This window comes from Neobacillus niacini, from assembly GCF_030817695.1.
Taxonomy (GTDB): domain Bacteria; phylum Bacillota; class Bacilli; order Bacillales; family Cytobacillaceae; genus Neobacillus; species Neobacillus niacini_F.
Map to the genome: position 1 here is coordinate 959,610 of NZ_JAUSZQ010000002.1, position 22,648 is coordinate 982,257.

Genomic DNA, 22,648 nt, shown 5'->3' on the forward strand with positions numbered 1-22,648 from the left:
AAATTGGTTTGCTTTTTGCATTGCAGGGGAAAATATAGGAAGAATCTATATTGATAAACTTTTTTAAAAATGAAGTCTATAAAGTCGGAATGTTGTAAATTATATGTTTTAATAGAGTAATACGTAAAAGTGTGTTAAAAGGAGTGGGAGATAAATGCTAACGAATCATTTGGACTTTAGACTTGAACCGCAGTTAAAGGAATTATATGAGGAACATAAGAGAAGGGCTGCAAAAATAGATTGGGGTTATCATGACTTTTTGCCTTGGGATAAAGCGCAGGATTTCCGCAGGGTACCTTGGAACCCTGAACAGGTTACATTGCCTCCAGGTGTGGTAACAGCAGTAGAAACGGCACTTCTGACGGAGGTTAATTTACCTTGGTTCACTTCCCATTTAGATCAAACTTTTAAAGGGTCGCTTTCTGTTATTAAGGAATTTGTCCATACCTGGACAGCGGAAGAAGATCAGCATTCAAATCTTTTGGAGACCTATCTTTTGATTACAAGGAATGCAGACCCTAAGCGCATTCGTCAATTGCACAAGATGACGGTAGAAGGAGGATGGGAGCCGGATTTTCATACCCCATTTGAGACGATGGTCTATACGTCGCTCCAGGAACTTGCAACGATGGTTTTTTATTATAATGTTGCGAAAGTAGCGGGACCTCATGATAAAGAATTGGCTACGCTCCTTAGAAGACTCGCAAAGGATGAAACGTTGCATTATGCGTTTTATCGCGATGTCATCAAATTACACCTGCAACTGGAACCGAATTATTGCTACTATCTGGGTTATGTGATTAAGAATTTTCAGATGCCTGGTACAGTCATGCCTGATTTTGATGATCGGATGGCCATTATTGCAAAGGAAGCCAATTACGGGCCGCTTGAATACTTTGATCAAGTGCTGGATGTGATTGTTGACTATTGGGACATTGAGAACCTTAGACCGATTGCTCCTGAAGCAGAAAAGGCACGACTGGATATCCTTAACTACCATGCAAGGCTTAAACGAGTTAGAGACCGATTCTATGCTGGTGTGAATCGTAAATAGATGTTTTCTATATTGGGTTCGTGTTCAAGAAATTTATGCAGGTTCATGCCTGATTTTTGCAGGTAGAGGGGAAGTTTTTGCAGGTAAGAGGCTTTTAATGAAAGTAGGTAATTAAGGTCTGCCTGCTTCCCTTGAGTATATAACTCAATTTCTACCCTTTAATTACGAAAGTCAGGCTGCCGCCTGGCTTTTTCTGTTATGCAGTATGCCTTCGATACAGATAAGCAGGTAAAGGGTAAATTTTGGCAGATAGAACCGTTAATCAGGCAGATAAACAATTAAATAATGCAGGTAGAGGAGAAATTTTGGCAGATAGCATGCAATTTTCCATTTGCAATTCATTTTTTTATGTCTCCTCACTTTTTTTATCCATTTATATGTATCCGAAAACCACCATGGCTGTATGTGTTCGCAAAGCGAGTCCTACAAAATAGTCAAATGATGGATGTTCGTCCAAGCCATTTTTCCATTTCTTAATAAACTAACTATATAAATAAGGTTGTTAAGAAGGGAGCAAGGAAAATGCCAGGTAAGAAAAAACATCATAAGCACCATCATGGCAAAGACCAGAATGACAATAAGGAAAAACACGAGCACGATGGTGGCAATAAGCACGATAAAAACGACAAGCACGATGGTGGCAATAAGCAGGACAAAAACGACAAGCATGGTGGCGGCAATAAACAGGATAAAAACGGCAAGCAAGATGACTGCAATAAACAGGACAAGAACGACAAGCATGATGATTGTATGAAGCAAGACGATAACGATCATCACGATGATTGTGGCTGTAAAAAGCAGAACAAGAACAACAAGCATGATGATTGTATGAAGCAAGACGATAACGATCATCACGATGATTGTGGCTGTAAAAAGCAGAACAAGAACAACAAGCATGATGATTGTATGAAGCAAGACGATAACAATCATCACGATGATTGTGGCTGTAAAAAGCAGAACAAGAACAACAATCATCACGATGATTGTGGCTGTAAAAAGCAAGATAAGTACAACAAGCACCGTGATTGTAAAAAGCAAGACCAAAACAACAAGCATGATGATTGTCATAAACAAGACAAGAATGACTATCACCATGATTGTGGCTGCAACAAGCAAGACAACTATAACAAATATAATCAATACAAAAAGAATGACTGTGGTCAAAAACAAGACAACAAATGTGGTCAAATGAATCATTATAAAAAGCAAAACAATGATTATAATAAACGCAGACCATGCAGAAATATTGGCTGTTTATTTGGATGTAGATGTTGGTAAATTTTCAAGGGGAGCGTTTCTATACTTTAGAAAGCTCCCTTTTTCATGTATTGAACTTACAGACTTGTTCTTCCACTATAAAAGTGTCTGTGCGGCCGGGCTCCGTTGACGGTGGTGACACCATTAAATTCATGATAATGTCCGCCATTTGGAAGCGGAATCGCAGGTCCGGTTACTCCCTGAATTTGGTGTCTATGTCTGTCATCAACAGAAGTAAAGGTAAAATATCGATGGGTATGCGGGACCCCGGTGGGTGCAGGTTCGGTCGTACCAGCGTATTGATGGCTATGCCCATCATCAAAAGAGGTAATGCCGCTAAAGCCGTGAACATGAACGGGCCTTCCATCCCAAGAAGTAATATACATTCGATGAGAATGCATAGGGTCTGAACCATCTGAAGAATACATAAAACCAGAAACAGGAATATCCATGGAAAATCACTCCTTAAAAAACTTTTTAACAAGGTATTCAATTGCTGCCCATTTAGTGCAAATGGCTCATTACGAATCTTACATTTCTGAGAGGCTGAAAATTGTCATTTGTTTTTAAAAGAAAGTGACAAGATTTTCTCTTGGAATGAAGATGGAGTATGTTTTTCAAAAGGGGTTGTGATGGTTTTAATCAAACGTTTGATTGAGAGGAAGTTTGCAGAGAAGTGTCGAAGTCTGCTTGCAGTTATAGTAAAATGGAAATATCTAGTTCTGGAAAGATAGACAAAGTTATTAATAGAGGTTGTGAAGCATGATCACGGATTTGCTTACTAGGTTAGAAGATGAAAAGGACCAATGGATATACGAAGCAGTTGCCCGTTTTAATGAGCGGTTTCCAGGCTTTGGCGGTCAAAGGTATGATGGGCCAGGAACGCTTGAGGATCAAGTTTTGGAAATGAAAAATATCCTAGATAGCCTTCGTAAACAGACGACTCTCAATCTTGAGAGGATGGAGACTGAAATCAAAACGATGGAAGCAGGTAAGGTGGATGAACAGCGCAGGCTTGAGGACCTTGTTTCAACTATTGAAAGTTTGCAAAGAGAATTGGCGATTTATGACGATGCAGATAAGAGGTTAGAACGGGTCCAGTTGGAGAAGTTCCAATTCTTACTTGAGTATCAGTTTACTTTTGATAAAAAGGATCAAGTGGTGTTTAAGGAGCGGAAGGTTTCCAAGTTGTTGGAAGGCTATGAAATGGTCGAGGGTGACATGCTGGATTTTTACCATAGGCAGCTTTCGAACTGTTGGCTGATGTTTAAAAACAGCATGGAGAACATCTTACCTCATGCCAAGTTCGATGTTGAAACCAATCCTCCAGTAGTGGACCTTCGTTTGAACCATGGAAGAGGTCTGGATCAATACTTGATATTAGGAAATTTTGAAGAGGATTATCGGATTGTTCATGATACATTAGAAATGAATAACAATACTGTCTATGAGTATTATGATAACCAGATTACCCAGTTTAAAAAGAATAGTAGAGAAGAAATGATGCGGCTTGTTGACCATAAGAATGAGTATAGACGATTAGCGGAAGAACAGGTACAAGAGCTGCAGGAAAACATCCATCAAAGGGAAAAACGTTTTATTGAGCTTCAAGATCAATATATTAGGGTAAAACAGGAATGGGAGCAGGATTTGCTGCGGCCAAACGTGCTGGATGAGTTTCTAAAAGAAGAGTTTGTGAGAACTGTGTCAGGCTGGCAGGAGAAGTTATTTTCGGAGAATGCTTCTGATGAGGAACGTTGGGCCTATCACCAGTACTGCCAAATTATTTTAAAGCAAGCAGAGAGGATAATTGGAAATGAGTACTTCTAATACTATTGATGAGAAATATACTGAGGCCATTCAATCACTTAAGAAAATTAATAATGAACTTTTTTATGATGACTTGAAAAAGCTCATGAAAGACCGTGAAGAAAATATTGCTGCCTTGAATGAAGAAGTCTATGAATCTATTGAAAACATGCAGAAATCAATGCAGGGTTTCCCCGTGCAGGTGAGTGCGCGGTTGAGGGAAGAGGTGATTGACCCTCAGAACGAGTTATTTAATCGTGGAATGGACAGGTTTGATGAGAATATCCTGGTGTTGGAAAAGAAGATTGCTTTTTGGCACCAGCAATATCAAGAAAATCTGGAGAAAACGGAAAAACTGTTAGCGGAAGTAAAAGGATTTCAGCAGGAGGATCAAGCGTTTATCATTGGGGAAACAGATAGAGTGATGACGGACCTTAGGCAGTTGCAGGAAGCCATGAGTGAGCAGTCTTCCGCCTTGAATGTGAAATATGAAGTGGTGAGCGATCGATTAGGGTTGATAGTAAAAGAGATTATGGCCCTTGAAGACAGGTATCAAGCGGAAATAGCGGAGTTGACACAGCAGGTGGTACAAGTCCAGAAGGACGCTCAGGACAAGTGGGAAGCGAAGTGGAAACAGAGCGTTGAAAGTGGTGTAAAGCGAGAAAGTCTGTTTAAAAAGTGGCTGATTGGCCTGGCCGTTGGGCAGGGAGTCTCGGTTTTAATGATGATTTTGTATTTTATCATGAAGTAATGTGCAGACTTGCTCTTGGAATGTGGGCAAGTCTTTTTTATTGAAGTTATTATATCTATACGCTTCATTCAGAGAAAAATAATTACCATAACCATGCCGAGGCATGGCTTTTTTAGTTTGAGTGTGTAATTAATTTGGCAGGTCAGTAGATTTTGAAAAAAGCACACTTCGTTATGGATTTACCGTAAACTCTTCCAAAATACGGTTTAAGTTTTTAGTATTTTAATAGTGAAGTGTAACTAAATATTGGAAATAGAAAAGCGCTTGCAAAATTAGAAATCTTGTTTATAATACTTGTATACAAGTATTCTCGTATTTCAAAAGAAGGTGAAGAAATGACAGAAACCAATGAACTTTTATATCCCACAAAATGGCTTTCAAAAGCTTCAACTGGAGATCGTGTAACCAGTGAGCTTAGAATGCGGATTATTTCGGGTATGATTGAAAGCGGTACCGTCCTATCGGAAAACAAATTAGCTTCAGACTTTGCTGTTAGCCGTTCCCCCATCCGTGAAGCATTAAAAGTACTTGCAGCTGAAAAGATCATCCGATTAGAAAGAATGGGAGCCACTGTAGTAGGTTTAACAGAAAAAGAATATTCAGAAATTTATGATGTGCGTATCCTTATCGAAACATTTGTATTTGAACGGCTTGTAAGGGTGGAAACGACTGAATTAGTAAAGGAACTTAGTAAAATACTAGAAATGATGAAAGTTGCCATAAAATACCAGGATGCTGATGAGTTTTCGTATCAGGATGTCCTATTCCACGAAACGATTATTCGAGCTATTGATCATTCTTATATCCTAATGATTTGGGATAATTTAAAACCTGTGATGGAAAGCTTGATTCTTTTATCTATGCGTAGTCGTTTTAAAGAAAAGTATGAAGACTTTTCAAGGATTATTAATAATCATCAACTTTATATTGATGCGATCGAAACAAAAGATCGAGAACTTATGGTCAAATCGTTACATCAAAACTTTGATGATGTTCAAGAGAAAGTTGAGGACTTATGGAGGTCTCAACAGCTGCTTTCAAAAGGAGTCGAACAACAAAATGACTAACTATATGTTAGGAGTAGACATCGGTACTACCAGTACAAAAGCCGTTTTATTTACTGAAAAGGGCGATGTAATTCAAACAGAGAATATCGGGTATCCGCTTTTCACACCAGATATATCAACAGCTGAACAAAACCCAGAAGAGATCTTTAAGGCTGTTTTGGGAGCGATTACTCATATCACGAAACTTCATCCTGATAAAAAGCCATCCTTCATTTCTTTTAGCAGCGCCATGCATAGTGTCATTGCGATGGATGAAAACGACCAGCCACTGACACCTTGTATTACCTGGGCAGATAACCGGAGTGAAGCTTGGGCGCATAAAATAAAGGATGAGTTGAACGGACATGAAGTCTACAAACGGACTGGAACACCGATTCATCCAATGTCGCCATTAGCCAAAATCGCTTGGATTGTCAATGACCGACCTGAAATCGCTGTCAAAGTGAAAAAATATATCGGAATTAAGGAATTTATTTTTAAAAAGTTCTTTGATCAATATGTTGTCGATCATTCCCTCGCCTCATGTATGGGTATGATGAATCTCAAAAACTTGGATTGGGATGAAGAAGCATTAAACATTGCAGGTGTAACGCGTGATCAATTATCTGAACTGGTTCCAACAACGCAAGTTTTCAGCAACTGTGATCCTGACATAGCCAAACAAATGGGTATCGATCCACAAACTCCTTTTGTTATTGGAGCCAGCGATGGAGTCCTTTCCAATCTTGGTGTGAATGCGATTGGAAAAGGTGAGATTGCTGTCACCATTGGGACAAGCGGTGCGATCCGCACGATTATTGAAAAGCCGCAAACAGATGAAAAGGGAAGAATATTCTGCTATGCCTTAACAGAAAAGCATTGGGTCATAGGCGGTCCGGTAAACAATGGCGGGATGGTTCTTCGCTGGATTCGTGATGAATTTGCCTCTTCGGAAGTTGAGACTGCAAAAAGATTAGGAATTGATCCATACGAAGTATTAACCAAGATTGCCGAACGAGTAAGACCAGGGTCAGATGGATTGTTGTTCCATCCATACCTCGCTGGTGAACGTGCACCATTATGGAATCCTGATGTACGCGGCTCATTTTTCGGTTTAACTTTGTCGCATAAGAAGGAACATATGATTCGAGCAGCATTAGAAGGAGTTATTTACAATTTATACACCGTTTTCTTAGCATTAACGGAATGTATGGAAGCTCCTGTTACCCGAATCCAAGCAACGGGAGGCTTTGCAAGGTCGGAGGTTTGGCGGCAAATGATGTCCGATATTTTCGAATCGGAAGTAGTCGTTCCCGAAAGCTACGAAAGTTCGTGCCTAGGGGCTTGTATTCTAGGACTTTATGCAACTGGAAAAATCGATTCATTTGAAGTTGTTTCTGAAATGGTGGGCAGTACCTTTACACATGCACCTGAAGAAGCTTCTGCAAAAGAATACAGGCAATTGCTGCCGATCTTTATCCACTTATCAAGAGTTTTAGAAGAAGATTATACACGGATTGCCAATTATCAAAGAAAGCTTACACCACACAACTAGAAAAAATACGGAGGAATTAAAATGCCATTAGTAATTGTAGCGTTAGGAATTATTGCCTTACTTATTTTGATCATGGGATTGAAATTAAACACCTTTATTTCTTTAATTATCGTATCGTTTGGTGTTGCGTTAGCCCTTGGAATGCCATTAGAAGAAGTGGTTAAAACGATTGAAGCCGGATTAGGTGGAACACTTGGACATATCGGTTTAATTTTTGGACTTGGAGCTATGCTCGGGAAGTTAATCGCTGATTCGGGCGGTGCGCAGCGAATTGCGATGACGCTTGTAAAAAAATTCGGTGAAAAAAATACGCAATGGGCAGTAGTAGTGGCCTCATTCATTATCGGTATCGCGTTATTTTTTGAAGTAGGTTTAGTATTATTGATTCCAATTGTATTTGCGATTTCAAGAGAATTAAAAGTTTCGATCTTGTCACTTGGTATTTCCATGACAGCTGCTTTATCGGTTACACACGGCTTCTTGCCGCCACACCCAGGGCCAACGACGATTGCCGGTGAACTAGGTGCGGACATTGGGGAAGTTTTACTTTACGGTTTCATTGTTGCTGTCCCTACGGTTATCTTAGCTGGGCCAGTTTTTACAAAGATTGCGAAAAAACTTGTACCTGAATCCTTTACAAAAATGGGCAGTATTGCTTCATTAGGCGAATTAAAAACATTTAAACTTGAAGATACACCTAAATTCGGTATCAGTGTATTTACTGCGTTACTTCCTGTTATTTTAATGTCCATTGCGACGATTATTACCTTGCTGCAAAAAACATTAGGCTTCGAAGATAATACTTTATTAGCTGTTATTCGATTTATCGGTGAAGCGGGTACGGCTATGCTGATCTCGCTATTATTTGCTGTTTATTCCATGGGTATCGCAAGAAAGATTCCGATGAAGGATGTTATGGAGTCTTGTACACAAGCGATTCTGCATATTGGAATGATGTTATTAATCATCGGTGGGGGCGGTGCCTTCAAGCAAGTTTTAATCAACGGCGGTGTAGGTGACTATGTTGCGGAATTATTCAAAGGAACTGCGATTTCACCGATTATTCTGGCATGGGTGATCGCTGCGATTTTACGTATTGCATTAGGATCGGCTACCGTTGCTGCATTAACAACAGCTGGATTAGTGATTCCGATGTTAGGACAATCGGATGTTAACCTTGCTCTGGTTGTTCTTGCAACAGGTGCCGGAAGCGTCATTCTTTCCCACGTAAACGATGCAGGTTTCTGGATGTTTAAAGAATACTTTGGATTAACCATGAAAGAAACCTTTGCAACATGGACGTTGCTGGAGACGATTATTTCCGTAGCGGGATTAGGATTCGTACTTTTATTAAGCTTATTTGTTTAATTCATTCCAGGCAGTAAAATCTCTTAGGTTTTACTGCCTATTCATCTTAGATAGAGGGAGTAGAGATACATGTTAAATACAATTGGCGTCATTGGGTTAGGAGTTATGGGCAGTAATATCGCTTTAAATATGGCTAATAATGGTGAACAAGTGGCGGTCTATAATTACACAAGAGATTTAACCGATCAGTTTGTGGAGAAACTTGATGGACAGTCGGTTACCCCTTACTATGAAGTTCAAGATTTTGTACAGTCGTTGGAGACTCCAAGAAAAGTCTTTGTGATGGTGACAGCTGGAAAAGCAATTGATTCGGTGATCGCAGCGTTAGTGCCACATCTTGAAGAAGGCGACGTCATTATGGATGGCGGTAACTCCCATTACGAAGATACCGAACGTAGATATGATGAGTTAAAATCTAAAAGAATTGGGTATTTAGGAATTGGAATTTCAGGCGGCGAAGTCGGGGCCTTGGAAGGACCATCGATCATGCCAGGCGGCGATAAAGACGTCTATGAAAAAGCAGCACCGGTTCTTACAAAAATAGCAGCCCAGGTAGACAATACCCCTTGCTGTGCTTATATGGGTCCAAAAGGTGCCGGTCATTTTGTGAAAATGGTACATAACGGAATTGAGTATGCAGATATGCAGTTAATTGCGGAAGCATATACGTTTTTAAGAGAAAGGTTACATTTATCTGTTGATGAAATTGCTGATATTTTTGAAACTTGGAATCAAGGTGAACTGAAGAGTTATTTAATTGAAATTACGGCAGAGATTCTTCGTAAAAAGGATGAGATAACAGGCTTACCATTGATTGATGTGATTTTGGATAAAACAGGACAAAAAGGTACCGGTAAATGGACGAGCATGCAAGCCATCGATAATGGGATTCCGGCATCGATTATTACACAGTCATTGTTTGCCCGCTATCTCTCCTCTTTAAAAGAAGAACGGGTTCAGGCTGCGGATATATTGGCGGGACCAGAGCTGGATGAGCGGAATTTTGATCGTGATGAGTGGATCGAGTACATTAGACAATCATTATATGTCGGAAAGGTATGTGCCTACGCTCAAGGATTTACTCAATATAAAACGACATCTGATTTGTATGAATGGGATTTACCATTAAAGGATATTGCCCTTATTTTCCGTGGCGGCTGTATCATTCGAGCAGACTTTTTAAATGTAATAAGCGAAGCCTATCAAGAACAGCCCAATCTGGCAAATTTGCTGATTGCTCCTTATTTTGCTGAAAAGGTGAAAGAGTATCAACAAGGACTGCGCAAAGTGGTCTGTGATGGCATTACTGCTGGTATATCGTTTCCGTGCTTAAGTGCTTCTCTTTCCTATTATGATGGATATCGGAAAGGTACTTCAAATGCCAGCCTCCTACAGGCACAACGTGATTACTTCGGCGCCCACACCTACGAACGCAGAGATATGCCAGGAATCTTTCATACCAACTGGTAATAAAAATAATCCTACTCCTTGTATTTTGAGTAGGATTATTTTTTTGAATACAAAAAGATCCGGCAAAATGCCGAATCATCAAAAAGGGGGAATATGATAAAGAGAGAAGATTAATAGGAGGTCCTTCTCATGTCTATATCTTACCTAGTATTCATGAATAAACTATGAATAAAGGTTTAAGGTATTATTAATTAAATATGAAAAAAAAGAGGCTGGCTTCGACTGAAACCGGCCTCTTACTCTATTAAACCATCTCATATTCAGTAACATTGCGGTCAATTACTCTTGCTCCTTTTACAGAAGCAAAATTACCATTTGTAGATGTGAAGATTCCAGACGCGATCATTTCCTCCATCGCTGCCTTTACCACAGAACCGTCAATCGGTTCCTTCGGATTGTCTACAGATAAGCGTGCTGTTTTACCAAACTCGGTAACAAACTCTAATTCTAGTGTTTTAGCCATTTTATTCACCTCCTATCACGATTTATTTTTCGATTACGCTAGTAAATCTGCGTTTTCAAGTCTCTCGATATTGCTGAGAGTATCATTGGATAAACCAATAAGGGCTTGTGCTGCTTGAAAAAGTTGATCTGGGGTGGCGGATTTTTGGATATTATTGAATGTCTTTGCTTTAAGAATCGGTTTGCCCTCATCATCCATTCCCACCTGGAACACCAAACGTAACTTAGACGCTGTTACAACTGCTTGTGCCATTTTTATCACCTCCTTTCACCCTTTATATATAGAAAACAGGGCTAAAAGGACAGGGTGATGGAAAATTTATTTGGAATGTTATACTTTAGTAAAAAGGCGAAAGAAGTGAGAAGAGGAAATGAATTTTAAAAAAATACACCACGTAGCAGTTATTTGTTCCAACTATGAAGTTTCAAAAGATTTTTATGTGCGGGTTTTAGGTCTAACGCCTATTAGGGAAGTGTACCGCGAGGAAAGGGACTCTTATAAACTGGACCTTGAGGTAAATGGACAATACCAAATTGAGTTATTTTCCTTTCCAAACCCGCCAGCACGGGTTAATTATCCAGAGGCTGCAGGATTAAGACATTTGGCATTTGAAGTGGACAATATAGAAGAGGCTGTCCATCATTTAAAAGAATTGCAGGTGAAAGTAGAAGACATACGGATAGACCCATGGACAGAAAAGAAATTTACCTTCTTTGCGGATCCGGATGGGCTGCCGATTGAACTATATGAATGTTAAATACTAGTCGAACTTAATGGGAGTAAATCTCCCGTTACGTTCGACTTTCTTTTTACCATTCTCGAAAGAAAAAAGTTAATTTAGAGGGACTTTTCCTAATTTTAATCAAACGTTTGATTACTAGGTGTCCAAGGTGGAACTTGTCGGAATAGGAGTGTTAATCGTCAGCAAAAAAATCACCTAGATACACTGCATGGTCAAGATATTGCAATACAAATTCTTTTAAGGTATGGGGATTCCTACATTAAATGACAATCTAAGATGAAATCATACAGGGACAGGCAGAAGCCTGTCGAGATTTGATGATAGAAACTAATTCGTTGTATCCGCTTTCAAGTGATACTATTTTTATAAGCCAAAAGTTTTACATAAAGGGGTATTCGTGATGATAAGAGAAGAATTAATAGAACAAATCGAAAGCTTAAGAAGAATCATGATTTCTGTCGGGATGTCCAAAGGGTTTACCTCTACAGAAACGATTAGACTCAGTAAAACACTAGATGAATTATTAAACCAATGGACTGTATCTCTGTAACTGCAGACCTAGTATCTGTATAAACAGCAGTCACAGTTTGAATCTGTAATTTAAAACAGACTCTTAGACCAAAATGGTCTAGGAGTTTTTAATTTAGGGATAAAATGCAAATCAAACTTAATGGAAAAATAGTTTTAAAAGGTTTTTGTAGGGAAATAGTAATATATGTAGATATATGTTAGTATAAACAGCGATATAGAAGAAGGAAGTGAGTTTGCGTGATCAACATTACTGTTCCAAAACCAGATGTTACTATTACCAAACAGGACAATCCAGAGCTGAGTAATATTTATGGATTTACTGATTTTCATCTTATCACTCGTGAAAAGGGTGGTATTTTTATGTTTTATAACAAGAATGATGAGCTATTGTTTGTTGGTAAGGCAAGAAAGTTACGACCAAGAATCAAAAAACATTTTGAGGATACGGTGTCTCCAATCAAAAACCACAGGGATGAAGTTACAAAAATTGAGGTTTGTGTGATTGAAGACCCAACACATAGAGAAATTTATGAGACCTACATTATTAATGAATTAAAGTCGAAGTACAATATCGACAAAGTGTTTTTTAGATGATTTCTTAAGGCAGTAGGGTGAGACCTATTGCTTTTTTTTTATATAGTCGTAACCGTTGAACCAATCGATGAGATACACATCCTAAAGCATTGGGTCAATTATCCGGAAGCGGCTGGATTAAGACATTTGGCGTCTGAAGTGGACAATATATTGAAGAGGGTGTTCACAATTTAAAAGCAATGCAAGTGGAAGTAAAGGACATATGGATAGACCCATGGACACAAAAGAAATTTACCTTTTTTGCGGATCCAGATGGGATGCCGATAGAACTATATGAATGTTAATAGCAAGCTAGGTGTGTTAATCGTCATCAAACATTTCACCGAGATACGCTGCGTGGTCAAGGTACTGTAAAACAAATTCATCTAAGGTCATGGGAATATTGGTATCTTCTAACCAATAATCATAACTGACTGCAATCGTTTTTTTGATAAAATCGTTGCCTAGCCACTTTTGGGCTAATGGATGTTGAAAACTGGAGAGCACTTCATTTACATCCTGAATACTGGTTATCATCAACACCCCCTATAGATTGCCTTTTTTTAGTATATGCAAAAGCGTTCCATTAAGAGGTGAAAATGGAGAATTAACTTTATTGTCATATTTTGAAAAAAAGGGTGAGAATGAATTGGATTGTAATGAAACGACCTATATCTATATTTACGCTGGTTATGAGGATGAACGCTCCTTGCGTGCTCTGGAGATGCGCTCGTTGTTTGGGACCGAATCACAAACAAATATCTTGGAAAGCACTGTAAAAATTGATCCCAGCCGAAGTCCGTTTATAAAGGAAAGAATTGGTGTGATTTTTGAAGGAGAGGGTATGGAGGAACTCCTCAAAAAATTAGCAGCCTTCCAAGTAACTGGAGAAACTTTTAAAGTGATTTGTGTGAAAAATGGCGAGGAACCATTTGAGAAGCGGAGAGCGATTGAGCGTGAAGCAGGCAAACGTATTAAGGGTGTTGCGGATATTCGGAATCCGCAGCGTTTGTTAGCGGTTATGCATTTAAACGGAAGATGGGTTTTCGGTGACTATGTGAAAAGTGAGTCTGTTTGGTTTCGCCATCAGCAGAAGCCGCATCAGTACTCCACTGCGCTAAGTACACGCGTGGCGAGGGCAGTGGTGAATATTGCCTGTCCGAACCCAACTGGGATAAGTGCGATTGACCCTTGTTGTGGAATAGGGACCGTACTTATTGAAGCCCTGTCGATGGGGATTGATATCGTGGGGAGCGACAACAACCCTGTCATTCTCGCGGGGACAAGGGAGAACATTGCACACTTTGGATTTACTGGAGAAGTAACGTTTAAAGATATGCGTGATATCGAAAAACATTACGATGTCGCGATTATCGATTTACCTTATAATTTGTGTTCGGTTATCTCGCCTGAAGAGCAGTTGGAAATGCTCCAAAGTGCACGAAGGTTTGCTAATAAGGTTGTAGTCGTAACCGTGGAACCCGTTGATTCGATTCTTATAGAGGCGGGGTTTGAGATCGTAGACCGGGCAGTTGCGAAAAAAGGGGTATTTACCCGTGAAGTGATAGTTTGCAGGTAAGAATGAAAAAAAAGTAAAATAAAATAAGCGGAGATTTTCCGGTTAAATGTAGAATGGAGCTCGTTTCGGGGTATATAAGCGGAGGTTTTCCGCTTATGCAAAGCAAAATCTCCCATTTTCAAATTTTTTTAGCCAATAGGCGGAATCTCTCCGTCTATTTAAGCCTTTTTAAATAATAGTTACTAATTAAGCGGAATTTTTCCGTCTATTGATCAGCTCAGGTGCTAAATCTAACCTAATTCCCCAACCGATAAGTGCGCAATTTCATTGAAACTTTGAAAAAAAAGAAAAAGACGTATGCCAATTCATACGTCCATTCTTGTGTCTTTTAATAAGGAAGCTCCCGAAAACGGAACCCTTTAGTTTGCAGAATCTACCCTTTTTAAATTATAGGTCTTCACCATTGGTAGCAATAATCTGTTTATACCAATCAAAGCTTTTCTTCTTGATTCTTTTATTCGAGCCTTGCCCTTGACTATCACGGTCCACATAAATGTAGCCATAGCGTTTTTTCAGCTCAGCGGTAGAGGCGCTCACAAGGTCGATTGGCCCCCATGAGGTATAACCCATGATTTCAACCCCATCCCCAATCGCATTTTTCATTTCCTTCATATGCTCGCGAAGGTATTCAATACGGTAATCATCATTGATGGTACCGTCTTCTTCCACTTTGTCGACTGCACCAAATCCATTTTCAACGATAAATAATGGTTTTTGATAGCGGTCATATAACTGGTTACATACCGTTCTTAAGCCTTTCGGGTCGATTTGCCAACCCCATTCTGAGGCTTTTAGATAAGGGTTTTTTACACCTTCAAACAGGTTTCCAGCTGTTCTGGCGGCTTCATGCTCAGGTGCGGTACTCGCCACAAAGGACATATAATAGCTAAAGCCAATGTAATCAACCGTATTTTCAAGCAGAAGCTCTAAATCTCCATCCTCCATTTTGATATCGATATTATTTTCGATAAAGTAATTCGTCATATAGGTTGGATAATAGCCTCTGGATTGAACATCGGAAAAGAATAATGTTTTGCGGTCCTGGGTTAAGGCTGCGAACATATCGTCTGGTCTAGAACTATACGGGTACGTGATCATCGACGCAATCATACAGCCAATCTGCGATACCGGAATAATTTCATGCCCGGCTTTTACAGCAAGAGCACTGGCAACAAATTGATGATGGGCAGCTTGGTAAATGTCCTGTTCGTTTTTTTTGCCATTTTCAAAAAGCAGCCCGCCTCCTGTAAACGGTGCATGAAGGAGAACGTTAATTTCATTAAAGGTCATCCAAAATCTTACCTTGTCTTTATAGCGGGTAAAGATGGTGCGAGCGAATTTTTCATAAAAATTAACGACTTGACGATTCTTCCAACCGCCGTAATTTTTAACTAGCCCAAGCGGCATTTCATAGTGAGAAATCGTCACAACGGGTTCAATATTATATCGGCGTAACTCATCAATCATATCATCATAAAATTGCAAGCCCTTTTCGTTTGGATCTTGGTCATCGCCATTAGGAAAAATTCGTGTCCAGGCTATTGAGAAACGGAACGCCTTAAATCCCATTTCGGCGAATAACGCAATATCTTCTTTATATTTATGGTAAAAATCGATACCCTCATGATACAAATTAAATTGAGTCATCGAAAAATCAGGAGGACTCATGATCCCGTTAGGTGAAACATCTGCAGTGGATAGCCCTTTTCCGTCTTCTTGATAGGCACCTTCCAATTGGTTAGCTGCTACCGCTCCGCCCCATAAAAAACCATCAGGGAATTTTCTTGTTTGTGAACTCATCCCATTCACCCCTTAACTTAATTTGCGTTAAACTGAACATTTTCTTAAAGTGTCTCAACGATTAGTTTGCCCTAGCCGAATATCTCTTTATTTCGTTTTCAACTCAAATAATCGATCACCAGCTTTTATTTGCTTTTGGTCCGTTATAATCGGTGGTTGATAATGATCAGTATTTGTAACGATCACAGGAGTGGTGACAACATATCCTGCCCCTTTAATACCTGGAATATCAAATTCAATCAGTAACTGACTTTTTTCTACTCTCGCTCCTTGAGAGACATGAGAGGTGAAAAATTTACCTTCCAGTTGAACGGTATCCATTCCGATATGGAGTAATATTTCTGCACCATTGTCTGAGGTTATCCCAATCGCGTGGTTAGTTGGGAAAAGCGCGGTGACTGTACCAGAAATAGGGGAGTACAACTTTCCCTCAGAAGGTTCAATCGCAACCCCCTGTCCAAGTGCACCAGAAGCAAAGGCCTGGTCTTTAATTTCTGAAAGAGCTTTTACTTTACCAGTGAATGGGCTAAAAAGAACCTCACTGCCCTGAATCGGATTTGATTTAGTTTGGCCAGTAGGTTTGGTTTCATCAGTTTTCGTATTTTGGTTCGATGTATTATTTTTCCCCATCCCAAACAGCCAAGTTAAAATAAAGCCAACGATAAACCCTACGATCATGGCAATGATTGATCCCCAAAATCCAGCATCCAGTCCTCCTGTAGGACTGATATAGGTAGGTATTCCGAAGATACCCAGGCCGCCAACCATATAGATTTGGGAGCCCATAAATCCTAAAATGGCACCACCCACGGCACCACCGATACAACTGATAATAAACGGTCTTTTTAGAGGCAGGGTAATCCCATAAATGGCCGGCTCGGTCACGCCGAAAATACCGGAAATAAAAGCGGGTAAACTCAATGATTTTATTTTTTGATCCTTGGTCCGTAGCCAAACCGCAAGTACGGCACCAATCTGAGCAAAGGAAGCTGCAAACATCGTACCAAGGACGGGGTCCGCGCCGTGCACGGTAAGATTGTTAATGGCAATAGGGACAAGACCCCAATGCAGCCCAAAGATAATAAATACTTGCCATAAACCGCCGACAAAAAGGCCTGCAATCATCGGGCTGAGATTATATAACCAAAGAGTGGCTTGACCTAAAAGGACCCCCGCCCAAGTTGCGATTGGCCCGATGACAAGGAACGTAATCGGTACAACAATTAATAGCGTTAAAAATGGTACAACAAAGGCTTTTACAACATCCGGTACGACTTTTTTGAAAAATTTCTCAACTTTTGCTCCAAAATATGCAGCCAATATAATCGGGATAACCGAAGAGGCATAGCTCATTAAAATAACAGGTATCCCTAGGAAAGTAATATAAACAGGGGACTGAAAAACACTCCCGGAAAATAAAGTGGTAATCGGGTCACCAGTTGTTAACGTAGTTAAGGTCGGATAAACAAGAGAAGCACCAATTGCCATCCCGATAAAGTGGGATCCACCAAATTTTTTAATGGCGGTATAGCCTAAGAAAATCGGGAAGAAATAAAACAGAGAGTCACCGATTGCATTTAAAATATGGTAGGTCCCTGTTGTATTCTCTAGCCATCCTAGTGCAACGAACAGGGCCACTAAACCTTTAATCATCCCGGTTGCGGCTAGGACTCCAAGAACTGGGGTAAAAATACTAGAAATAATATCAATAAAACTTGCTTTCTGCTTGTCACCACCATCGTCCGCATCGATAGGGGATTGTGATTGGTAACCGCCGACGTTTACCACTGCTTTGTAGACATCTGGCACATGATTACCAATAACCACTTGATATTGGCCACCGCTTTTCATCACAGTGACGACGCCTTCCATGTTTTTTATCGCATCCGTATTCGCTTTTCCTTCGTCCTTCAATTTAAAACGTAAACGAGTGATACAATGAACAACGCTGTTCACATTTTCTTTTCCGCCGACATTTTGTATGATGTCTTTTGCTAATTGCTCATACTTCATCCCAACACCTTCTTTCTTTTAAAATGGGCTGTGTTAAATTGGCCTGTTGATTTCTGCTCCAATCAACAGGGTACTAAATAAAAATTAGCTTTTACACAGCCTTACAATAAAAAACCTGTATTTCTTTGAGCACACATGTGTAGTGTGTTTCAAAGAAATACAGGTTATTCTGATGATATGTTCTTTTAATAAACAACTACTGGCTGGTAGACACTTAGATTATCATAAACGGCTTTCATCACACTAGGGGATACGTTGACACAGCCACCGGATCCTTGTGTAAGATAGGCGTTGCTGTTCCAGTTTGTTCGCCAGCTGGCATCGTGAAAGCCTTGTCCGCTGTTGGTAAATGGAGCCCAATAATCGACTTCGACGGCATAATCAGCTTTACCGACTGCACTGCCCTTAAGGGTGTAAGGTGTCCGCTTAAAGAGAATATACCATACACCAGGTGAAGTATCCTCACCGGTACTGTGTTTACCGGTGACTACATTCGTCGTTAATACCAAATTTCCATCTCTGTAAAGCCAAATACGCTGTTCGGCGATTGATACTTCAGCATAAGTACCGCCAATGCCATTGTTTGCGAGGGTTTCGTAACCGTAGCCCTCTTTGTTCCAGCCGTTTCCATGGATATTAGAAGCAGAAACAGAGGTTTCCCCGTTTTCAAAAGCGGCTTGAACGAGTGCCGTTTCTTTATCGACATCTAGAGCCCAGCCATAGCCCTCACCTTTCACCGATAGCACAGAGCCGGAGTGGGTTGTAAAGGTGAAATCTTTGCCTAATGTGGATTGAGCATTATTAATTTCCGTAATTTTATTCTTAATCGTGCTTGAATCGATTGAAACCTTCATATCTTTTGACACAGAGGCATTTTGGATTACATCGCTGCCCTTTAATGAATGAACCTTATCTTGCACCTTATAGTCAACAGTATGTTGAAGGAGTTCCTGCAGTTTTTTCTCTTGATCTTTTAAGATTTGACTGTCTTTCGCAATTGGTTGAATCAAAATAGGATTCAGACGGATTTCACTCGTCAATGGCTGTTTTTCATAATCCTTTATTAAACTAGGCACATTATATTGAGTACCATCCATACCATTTACGATTGTTATTTTACCTTCTTGTAAGGTTACCTGTGCATCTTTAGGAGCTTGTAAATTCTCATTCATGGAGTTGAGCTTTTGCTCAAGTTCTTTTTTCAAGCCTGCTACTCGGTATTGATCGTCTTTACTTGGTGTTAAAAAATATTCCTTTTCTTTAAATGAAGGAAACAATGTCCACTGGCTTTTTAATAATTTTTTAACTCCAGGGAGATCATCCTCAGTCAATCCCATTTTCGTATCATTTCCGTCAATTAGTAGGTCATTTCCTAGATAGATATCGTTTTTTAAGACCGTTGATTGTAATGTTTTGAGAGCCTCATCAGCAGTTAAGCCGCTAACCTTAATGCCATTAATCTTTATATTCGCATTAAAGTGGTTTGCCTGATACATGTTAATTCCCACTAATAAAAGTGCAATAACAGTGATGATAATAGCTGTAACGTATTTCCAGTTTTTGTACCAAGTAGCTGGTCTTTTGCGTGAATGGCTACTATCCCCAAATGATTGTTCTAAAGCGTTTCCCACATTTGTTCCCCCCACATAACTCTTTGAATCTCCATTTTACCATAGATTTCCAGATATTTTACAATTATATTAATCTTTCATTACAAGTCTACAAGATAGTATAGCGTAAACTTTGTCGTTATTTGTATTAAATTTAACTATTTATTTTTTCTAAATTATGGTAATGAATCTATCGGTAAAACAGATACATGGATTAAGCAAATTAATATAGGCAGAAATTAGGGTCAGTTACTAATGGTTGCATAAGACAAGAGGTTGTCAGCTGCTGACAACCTCTTGTTTTGTTCTTGGTAGAATATTAAGGTGCTTTAAAAGTGTAAAGTTTCTAGGCCTTACACTTTTTTTACTCAAAAATTCTCACCCGTTTAGTAAATCTGAGCAATATTTTCTAATTAGGTTCGATGCTTTCGTTTGGCTAATGCCGAGGTCGTTGGCTACCTTTCTAGAAGATTTGTACGTTTGAAAAGATCTTCTGATAAGGGTCCTCCTTGTTTCATCCAGCGCTTTATCCAAGGAGTTTGGAAGAGCAAGCTGTGTAACCTGTCCGACATTTTCATTGATAATATCCGGTAAGTCAGCCAGCTGAATAATGGAATTGCTTATGATCACCAAACGTTCAATTAAATTTTCAAGCTGGCGTATATTGCCCGGCCAGGAATAGTGAATAAGTATATTCAGGCATTCATCGGATATTACCTTATTTTCATTATATTTCTGATTAAATTTATTTAAAAAGTTGTAAATGAGCGGAACAATATCTTCTTTTCTTTCAGATAACGGCGGTAAGTGAATATCAATCACATTCAAGCGGTAAAATAAATCCTCGCGAAAGGCTTTGTCTTTCACCATATCCGATAAATTTTTATTGGTTGCTGCCATAATCCGAATGTCCACTTTTTTTATTTTATTACTTCCGACAGGGATAAACTGTTTTTCCTGAATGACCTGGAGAAGTTTTGCTTGTACAGATAGAGGCATTTCCCCAATCTCATCTAAAAATAAGGTACCGCCATTTGCAGCCTCGATTAGACCTTCTTTCCCCAATTTACTTGCGCCGGTAAAGGCCCCTTTTGCATAGCCAAACAGTTCAGATTCTAATAATTCCTCAGGAATGGCGGCACAGTTGATGGCTAGAAATGGTCCATTTTTCCGCCTGCTGATTTTATGAATATATTGAGCCAGCACACTTTTCCCTGTTCCTGACTCTCCTAGAATAAGAATATTTGAATCTGTAGGAGCTACTTTTTTGCAAAACTCTAAGATCCTCTTAATCTTGCCGCTATTTGTTACGATATGAGCATCATCAGCAGTCTCGTGAGTGGATTTTGACTCACCATTCTCTTCTTTTGCCTTCATCATTTTAATCGTTTCTACTTGAGTTGATGTGATGACAACGAGGTCAATTTCTCCTTTTTCGTTCAATATCGGGACTGCAGATGTCATTAACTCCGCCCCAATATTTGTGACCTGCCTCATATAACAGGGGACTTTTCTTCTGTAAACCTCGGGTACAATCGAAGGTTTCCAATACCCTTTTTCAAACAGTTCGACATTAAATTTTCCAATGACCTCTGTTGGTTTTAGCCCATAGTGCTTTTCGCAAACCTGATTGACATAAAGAATTCGCTTTTCTCCATCAAGGACGAAGATTTCGTCAGAGGAGTGATCAAGAATTTTTAATAGGGTTTGTACTGTCATTTCAACATTGCCTGTGTAATTCGATATTTTCATGGAAAAGCCCTCATCTTTCAAAGTGAGTTATTTTTGCTTCAAACTAATTGGCATTGAGTCAATTTTAACTCATTTATTCATAATATTCAGCAAATTTTTACTGGTTTTCTGTCTACTTCTTGATTTAACAACATTGGCACAGTACTTGCATTAGAAAAGATATGAGTCAGTTATTATTTTGTTTTAAAACAATTGGGAGGGAAGGTATGGGAGAGCAACTAGAAACATTTGATATTACCATTATCGGCGGGGGGCCAGTTGGTTTATTTACTGCCTTTTATGCGGGAATGCGCCAAGCTTCCGTAAAAGTAATCGAAAGTCTTCCTCAATTAGGTGGACAATTGTCTGCGTTGTACCCTGAGAAATATATTTATGATATTGCTGGGCTTCCAAAGGTGAGAGCAGGCGAGCTCATTGATAATTTGGTGACGCAGATGAATCAGTTTGAACCAACTATTTGCTTAGAGGAATCAGTTGAAAGTATTACGCGTCTTTCAGATCAGTCTTTTGCGATCTTAACGAACAAAGGAACTCATTTTACGAAAGCAGTCATTATTACTGCTGGAAATGGTGCATTCCGGCCACGGAAGCTGAAATTGCGGGGCGAAGGAAAATTTGAAAGCGCTAATATCCATTATTTCGTTCAGGACCTAAGTAAATTTTCCGGACGAAGGGTCGCTGTGTTTGGCGGGGGTGATTCTGCGGTTGATTGGGCGTTAATGCTTGAACCAATAGCCGAAAAAGTATCACTGATTCATAGACGAGATAAGTTCCGTGCCCATGAACACAGTGTTGAATTATTGAAAAAATCAAAGGTAGAGGTTTTAACGCCGTACGTTCCAGTCGAACTACTAGGAGAAAACAAGGTAGAAAAAGTGGTTTTAACAGAAGCGAACACTGACGAGTCTATGGAAGTCGAAGTAGATGATGTTCTTGTTAATTATGGATTTGTCTCCTCACTTGGCCCGATAAAGGACTGGGGTTTAGAAATCGAAGGAAATTCGATTGTTGTCAATTCCAAAATGGAGACATCTGTAAAAGGGATTTATGCCGCAGGGGATATTTGTACGTATAAAGGAAAGATAAAGCTGATTGCAAGCGGTTTTGGGGAAGCGCCGACAGCTGTGAGTAATGCTAAGGTTTACCTTGATCCAAATTCAAAAGTGCAGCACCTTCACAGTACGAGCATGATGGAGAAAAAAGACAAAAGCAGGGAAGACAATAAAGAACAGATCGTAAGAGTTTAATAGTAAAAAAAACAATCTATTGATGGAG

Annotated in this window: 21 protein-coding genes and 1 pseudogene; 13 read left to right on the top strand and 9 right to left on the bottom strand. The window is 39.5% G+C overall.

What is annotated here, in order from left to right; all coding sequences use genetic code 11:
• The first annotated feature begins 154 nt into the window (after nucleotides 1–154).
• On the top strand, nucleotides 155–1,054 hold the full coding sequence (locus tag QFZ28_RS04960) for an acyl-ACP desaturase (protein ID WP_307193629.1): 900 nt from the start codon (nucleotides 155–157) through the stop codon (nucleotides 1,052–1,054).
• A 423-nt stretch (nucleotides 1,055–1,477) separates the two neighbouring features.
• On the opposite strand, the gene QFZ28_RS04965 is transcribed toward QFZ28_RS04960, so the two are convergent.
• Together QFZ28_RS04965 and QFZ28_RS04970 are read right to left on the bottom strand one after the other, a co-directional pair.
• Complete coding sequence (locus QFZ28_RS04965) at nucleotides 1,478–2,218, bottom strand: hypothetical protein (RefSeq protein WP_307193630.1); 741 nt, start codon at nucleotides 2,216–2,218, stop codon at nucleotides 1,478–1,480.
• Between the two features lie 170 nt (nucleotides 2,219–2,388).
• A complete protein-coding gene (locus tag QFZ28_RS04970; protein WP_307193631.1) occupies nucleotides 2,389–2,763 on the bottom strand; it encodes a YmaF family protein in 375 nt (124 codons plus the stop codon).
• Nucleotides 2,764–3,073: 310 nt separating this feature from the next.
• Here QFZ28_RS04970 and QFZ28_RS04975 point away from each other — a divergent pair, with 310 nt between their 5' ends.
• The 6 genes from QFZ28_RS04975 to gnd all read left to right on the top strand — a co-directional run bounded on the left by QFZ28_RS04975 (nucleotide 3,074) and on the right by gnd (nucleotide 10,310).
• Nucleotides 3,074–4,141, top strand: a complete 1,068-nt coding sequence (locus QFZ28_RS04975; protein ID WP_307193632.1) for a hypothetical protein — start codon at nucleotides 3,074–3,076, stop codon at nucleotides 4,139–4,141.
• Entirely contained in the window at nucleotides 4,128–4,871 is a 744-nt protein-coding gene (locus QFZ28_RS04980; protein WP_307193633.1) for a hypothetical protein, read from the top strand. Before QFZ28_RS04975 ends, QFZ28_RS04980 begins: the two co-directional genes overlap by 14 nt.
• A 335-nt stretch (nucleotides 4,872–5,206) precedes the next feature.
• A complete protein-coding gene (locus QFZ28_RS04985; RefSeq protein ID WP_307193634.1) occupies nucleotides 5,207–5,938 on the top strand; it encodes a GntR family transcriptional regulator in 732 nt (243 codons plus the stop codon).
• On the top strand, nucleotides 5,931–7,472 hold the full coding sequence (gntK, locus tag QFZ28_RS04990; protein WP_307193635.1) for a gluconokinase: 1,542 nt from the start codon (nucleotides 5,931–5,933) through the stop codon (nucleotides 7,470–7,472). Before QFZ28_RS04985 ends, gntK begins: the two co-directional genes overlap by 8 nt.
• A 21-nt stretch (nucleotides 7,473–7,493) precedes the next feature.
• The gene (locus QFZ28_RS04995; RefSeq protein ID WP_307193636.1) at nucleotides 7,494–8,840 is read left to right on the top strand and encodes a GntP family permease; all 1,347 of its coding nucleotides are present in this window, start codon (nucleotides 7,494–7,496) and stop codon (nucleotides 8,838–8,840) included.
• A gap of 69 nt (nucleotides 8,841–8,909) precedes the next feature.
• A complete protein-coding gene (gene gnd, locus QFZ28_RS05000) occupies nucleotides 8,910–10,310 on the top strand; it encodes a decarboxylating NADP(+)-dependent phosphogluconate dehydrogenase (protein ID WP_307193637.1) in 1,401 nt (466 codons plus the stop codon).
• Between the two features lie 244 nt (nucleotides 10,311–10,554).
• On the opposite strand, the gene QFZ28_RS05005 is transcribed toward gnd, so the two are convergent.
• Nucleotides 10,555–10,773 carry a DUF2922 domain-containing protein gene (locus tag QFZ28_RS05005; RefSeq protein WP_307193638.1) on the bottom strand — a complete coding sequence of 73 codons (219 nt, stop codon included), beginning with the start codon at nucleotides 10,771–10,773 and terminating at the stop codon, nucleotides 10,555–10,557.
• Nucleotides 10,774–10,806: 33 nt separating this feature from the next.
• Nucleotides 10,807–11,025 (bottom strand): DUF1659 domain-containing protein, encoded by a 219-nt coding sequence (locus QFZ28_RS05010; RefSeq protein ID WP_307193639.1) that lies wholly within the window; start codon nucleotides 11,023–11,025, stop codon nucleotides 10,807–10,809.
• Nucleotides 11,026–11,143: 118 nt separating this feature from the next.
• On the opposite strand from QFZ28_RS05010, the gene gloA2 reads away from it, so the two are divergent.
• From gloA2 to QFZ28_RS05030, 4 genes and pseudogenes are all read left to right on the top strand, one after another.
• A complete protein-coding gene (gene gloA2, locus QFZ28_RS05015) occupies nucleotides 11,144–11,530 on the top strand; it encodes an SMU1112c/YaeR family gloxylase I-like metalloprotein (RefSeq protein WP_307193640.1) in 387 nt (128 codons plus the stop codon).
• 385 nt (nucleotides 11,531–11,915) lie between these two features.
• The gene (locus tag QFZ28_RS05020; RefSeq protein WP_307193641.1) at nucleotides 11,916–12,065 is read left to right on the top strand and encodes an aspartyl-phosphate phosphatase Spo0E family protein; all 150 of its coding nucleotides are present in this window, start codon (nucleotides 11,916–11,918) and stop codon (nucleotides 12,063–12,065) included.
• A gap of 218 nt (nucleotides 12,066–12,283) precedes the next feature.
• Entirely contained in the window at nucleotides 12,284–12,640 is a 357-nt protein-coding gene (locus tag QFZ28_RS05025) for a nucleotide excision repair endonuclease (protein ID WP_307193642.1), read from the top strand.
• Between the two features lie 96 nt (nucleotides 12,641–12,736).
• Nucleotides 12,737–12,924 (top strand): annotated as a pseudogene (locus QFZ28_RS05030) (VOC family protein); the annotation flags it as partial.
• 16 nt (nucleotides 12,925–12,940) lie between these two features.
• Here the strand turns inward: QFZ28_RS05030 and QFZ28_RS05035 are convergent.
• Nucleotides 12,941–13,156, bottom strand: a complete 216-nt coding sequence (locus tag QFZ28_RS05035; RefSeq protein ID WP_307193643.1) for a hypothetical protein — start codon at nucleotides 13,154–13,156, stop codon at nucleotides 12,941–12,943.
• 187 nt (nucleotides 13,157–13,343) lie between these two features.
• Between QFZ28_RS05035 and QFZ28_RS05040 the strand changes: the two genes are divergently transcribed.
• Nucleotides 13,344–14,198: a TRM11 family SAM-dependent methyltransferase gene (locus QFZ28_RS05040; RefSeq protein WP_307196952.1), complete on the top strand. Its 855-nt coding sequence runs from the start codon at nucleotides 13,344–13,346 to the stop codon at nucleotides 14,196–14,198.
• 387 nt (nucleotides 14,199–14,585) lie between these two features.
• Here the strand turns inward: QFZ28_RS05040 and QFZ28_RS05045 are convergent, their stop codons facing one another.
• From QFZ28_RS05045 to QFZ28_RS05060, 4 genes are all read right to left on the bottom strand, one after another.
• Nucleotides 14,586–15,998 carry a glycoside hydrolase family 1 protein gene (locus QFZ28_RS05045; protein WP_307193644.1) on the bottom strand — a complete coding sequence of 471 codons (1,413 nt, stop codon included), beginning with the start codon at nucleotides 15,996–15,998 and terminating at the stop codon, nucleotides 14,586–14,588.
• An 87-nt stretch (nucleotides 15,999–16,085) separates the two neighbouring features.
• Complete coding sequence (locus QFZ28_RS05050; RefSeq protein ID WP_307193645.1) at nucleotides 16,086–18,011, bottom strand: beta-glucoside-specific PTS transporter subunit IIABC; 1,926 nt, start codon at nucleotides 18,009–18,011, stop codon at nucleotides 16,086–16,088.
• 185 nt (nucleotides 18,012–18,196) lie between these two features.
• Nucleotides 18,197–19,642: a L,D-transpeptidase family protein gene (locus QFZ28_RS05055; protein ID WP_373428044.1), complete on the bottom strand. Its 1,446-nt coding sequence runs from the start codon at nucleotides 19,640–19,642 to the stop codon at nucleotides 18,197–18,199.
• Between the two features lie 357 nt (nucleotides 19,643–19,999).
• The gene (locus QFZ28_RS05060; protein ID WP_307193647.1) at nucleotides 20,000–21,373 is read right to left on the bottom strand and encodes a sigma-54 interaction domain-containing protein; all 1,374 of its coding nucleotides are present in this window, start codon (nucleotides 21,371–21,373) and stop codon (nucleotides 20,000–20,002) included.
• 206 nt (nucleotides 21,374–21,579) lie between these two features.
• Here QFZ28_RS05060 and QFZ28_RS05065 point away from each other — a divergent pair, with 206 nt between their 5' ends.
• Nucleotides 21,580–22,620 (top strand): NAD(P)/FAD-dependent oxidoreductase, encoded by a 1,041-nt coding sequence (locus QFZ28_RS05065; RefSeq protein ID WP_307193648.1) that lies wholly within the window; start codon nucleotides 21,580–21,582, stop codon nucleotides 22,618–22,620.
• Nucleotides 22,621–22,648 lie beyond the last annotated feature (28 nt).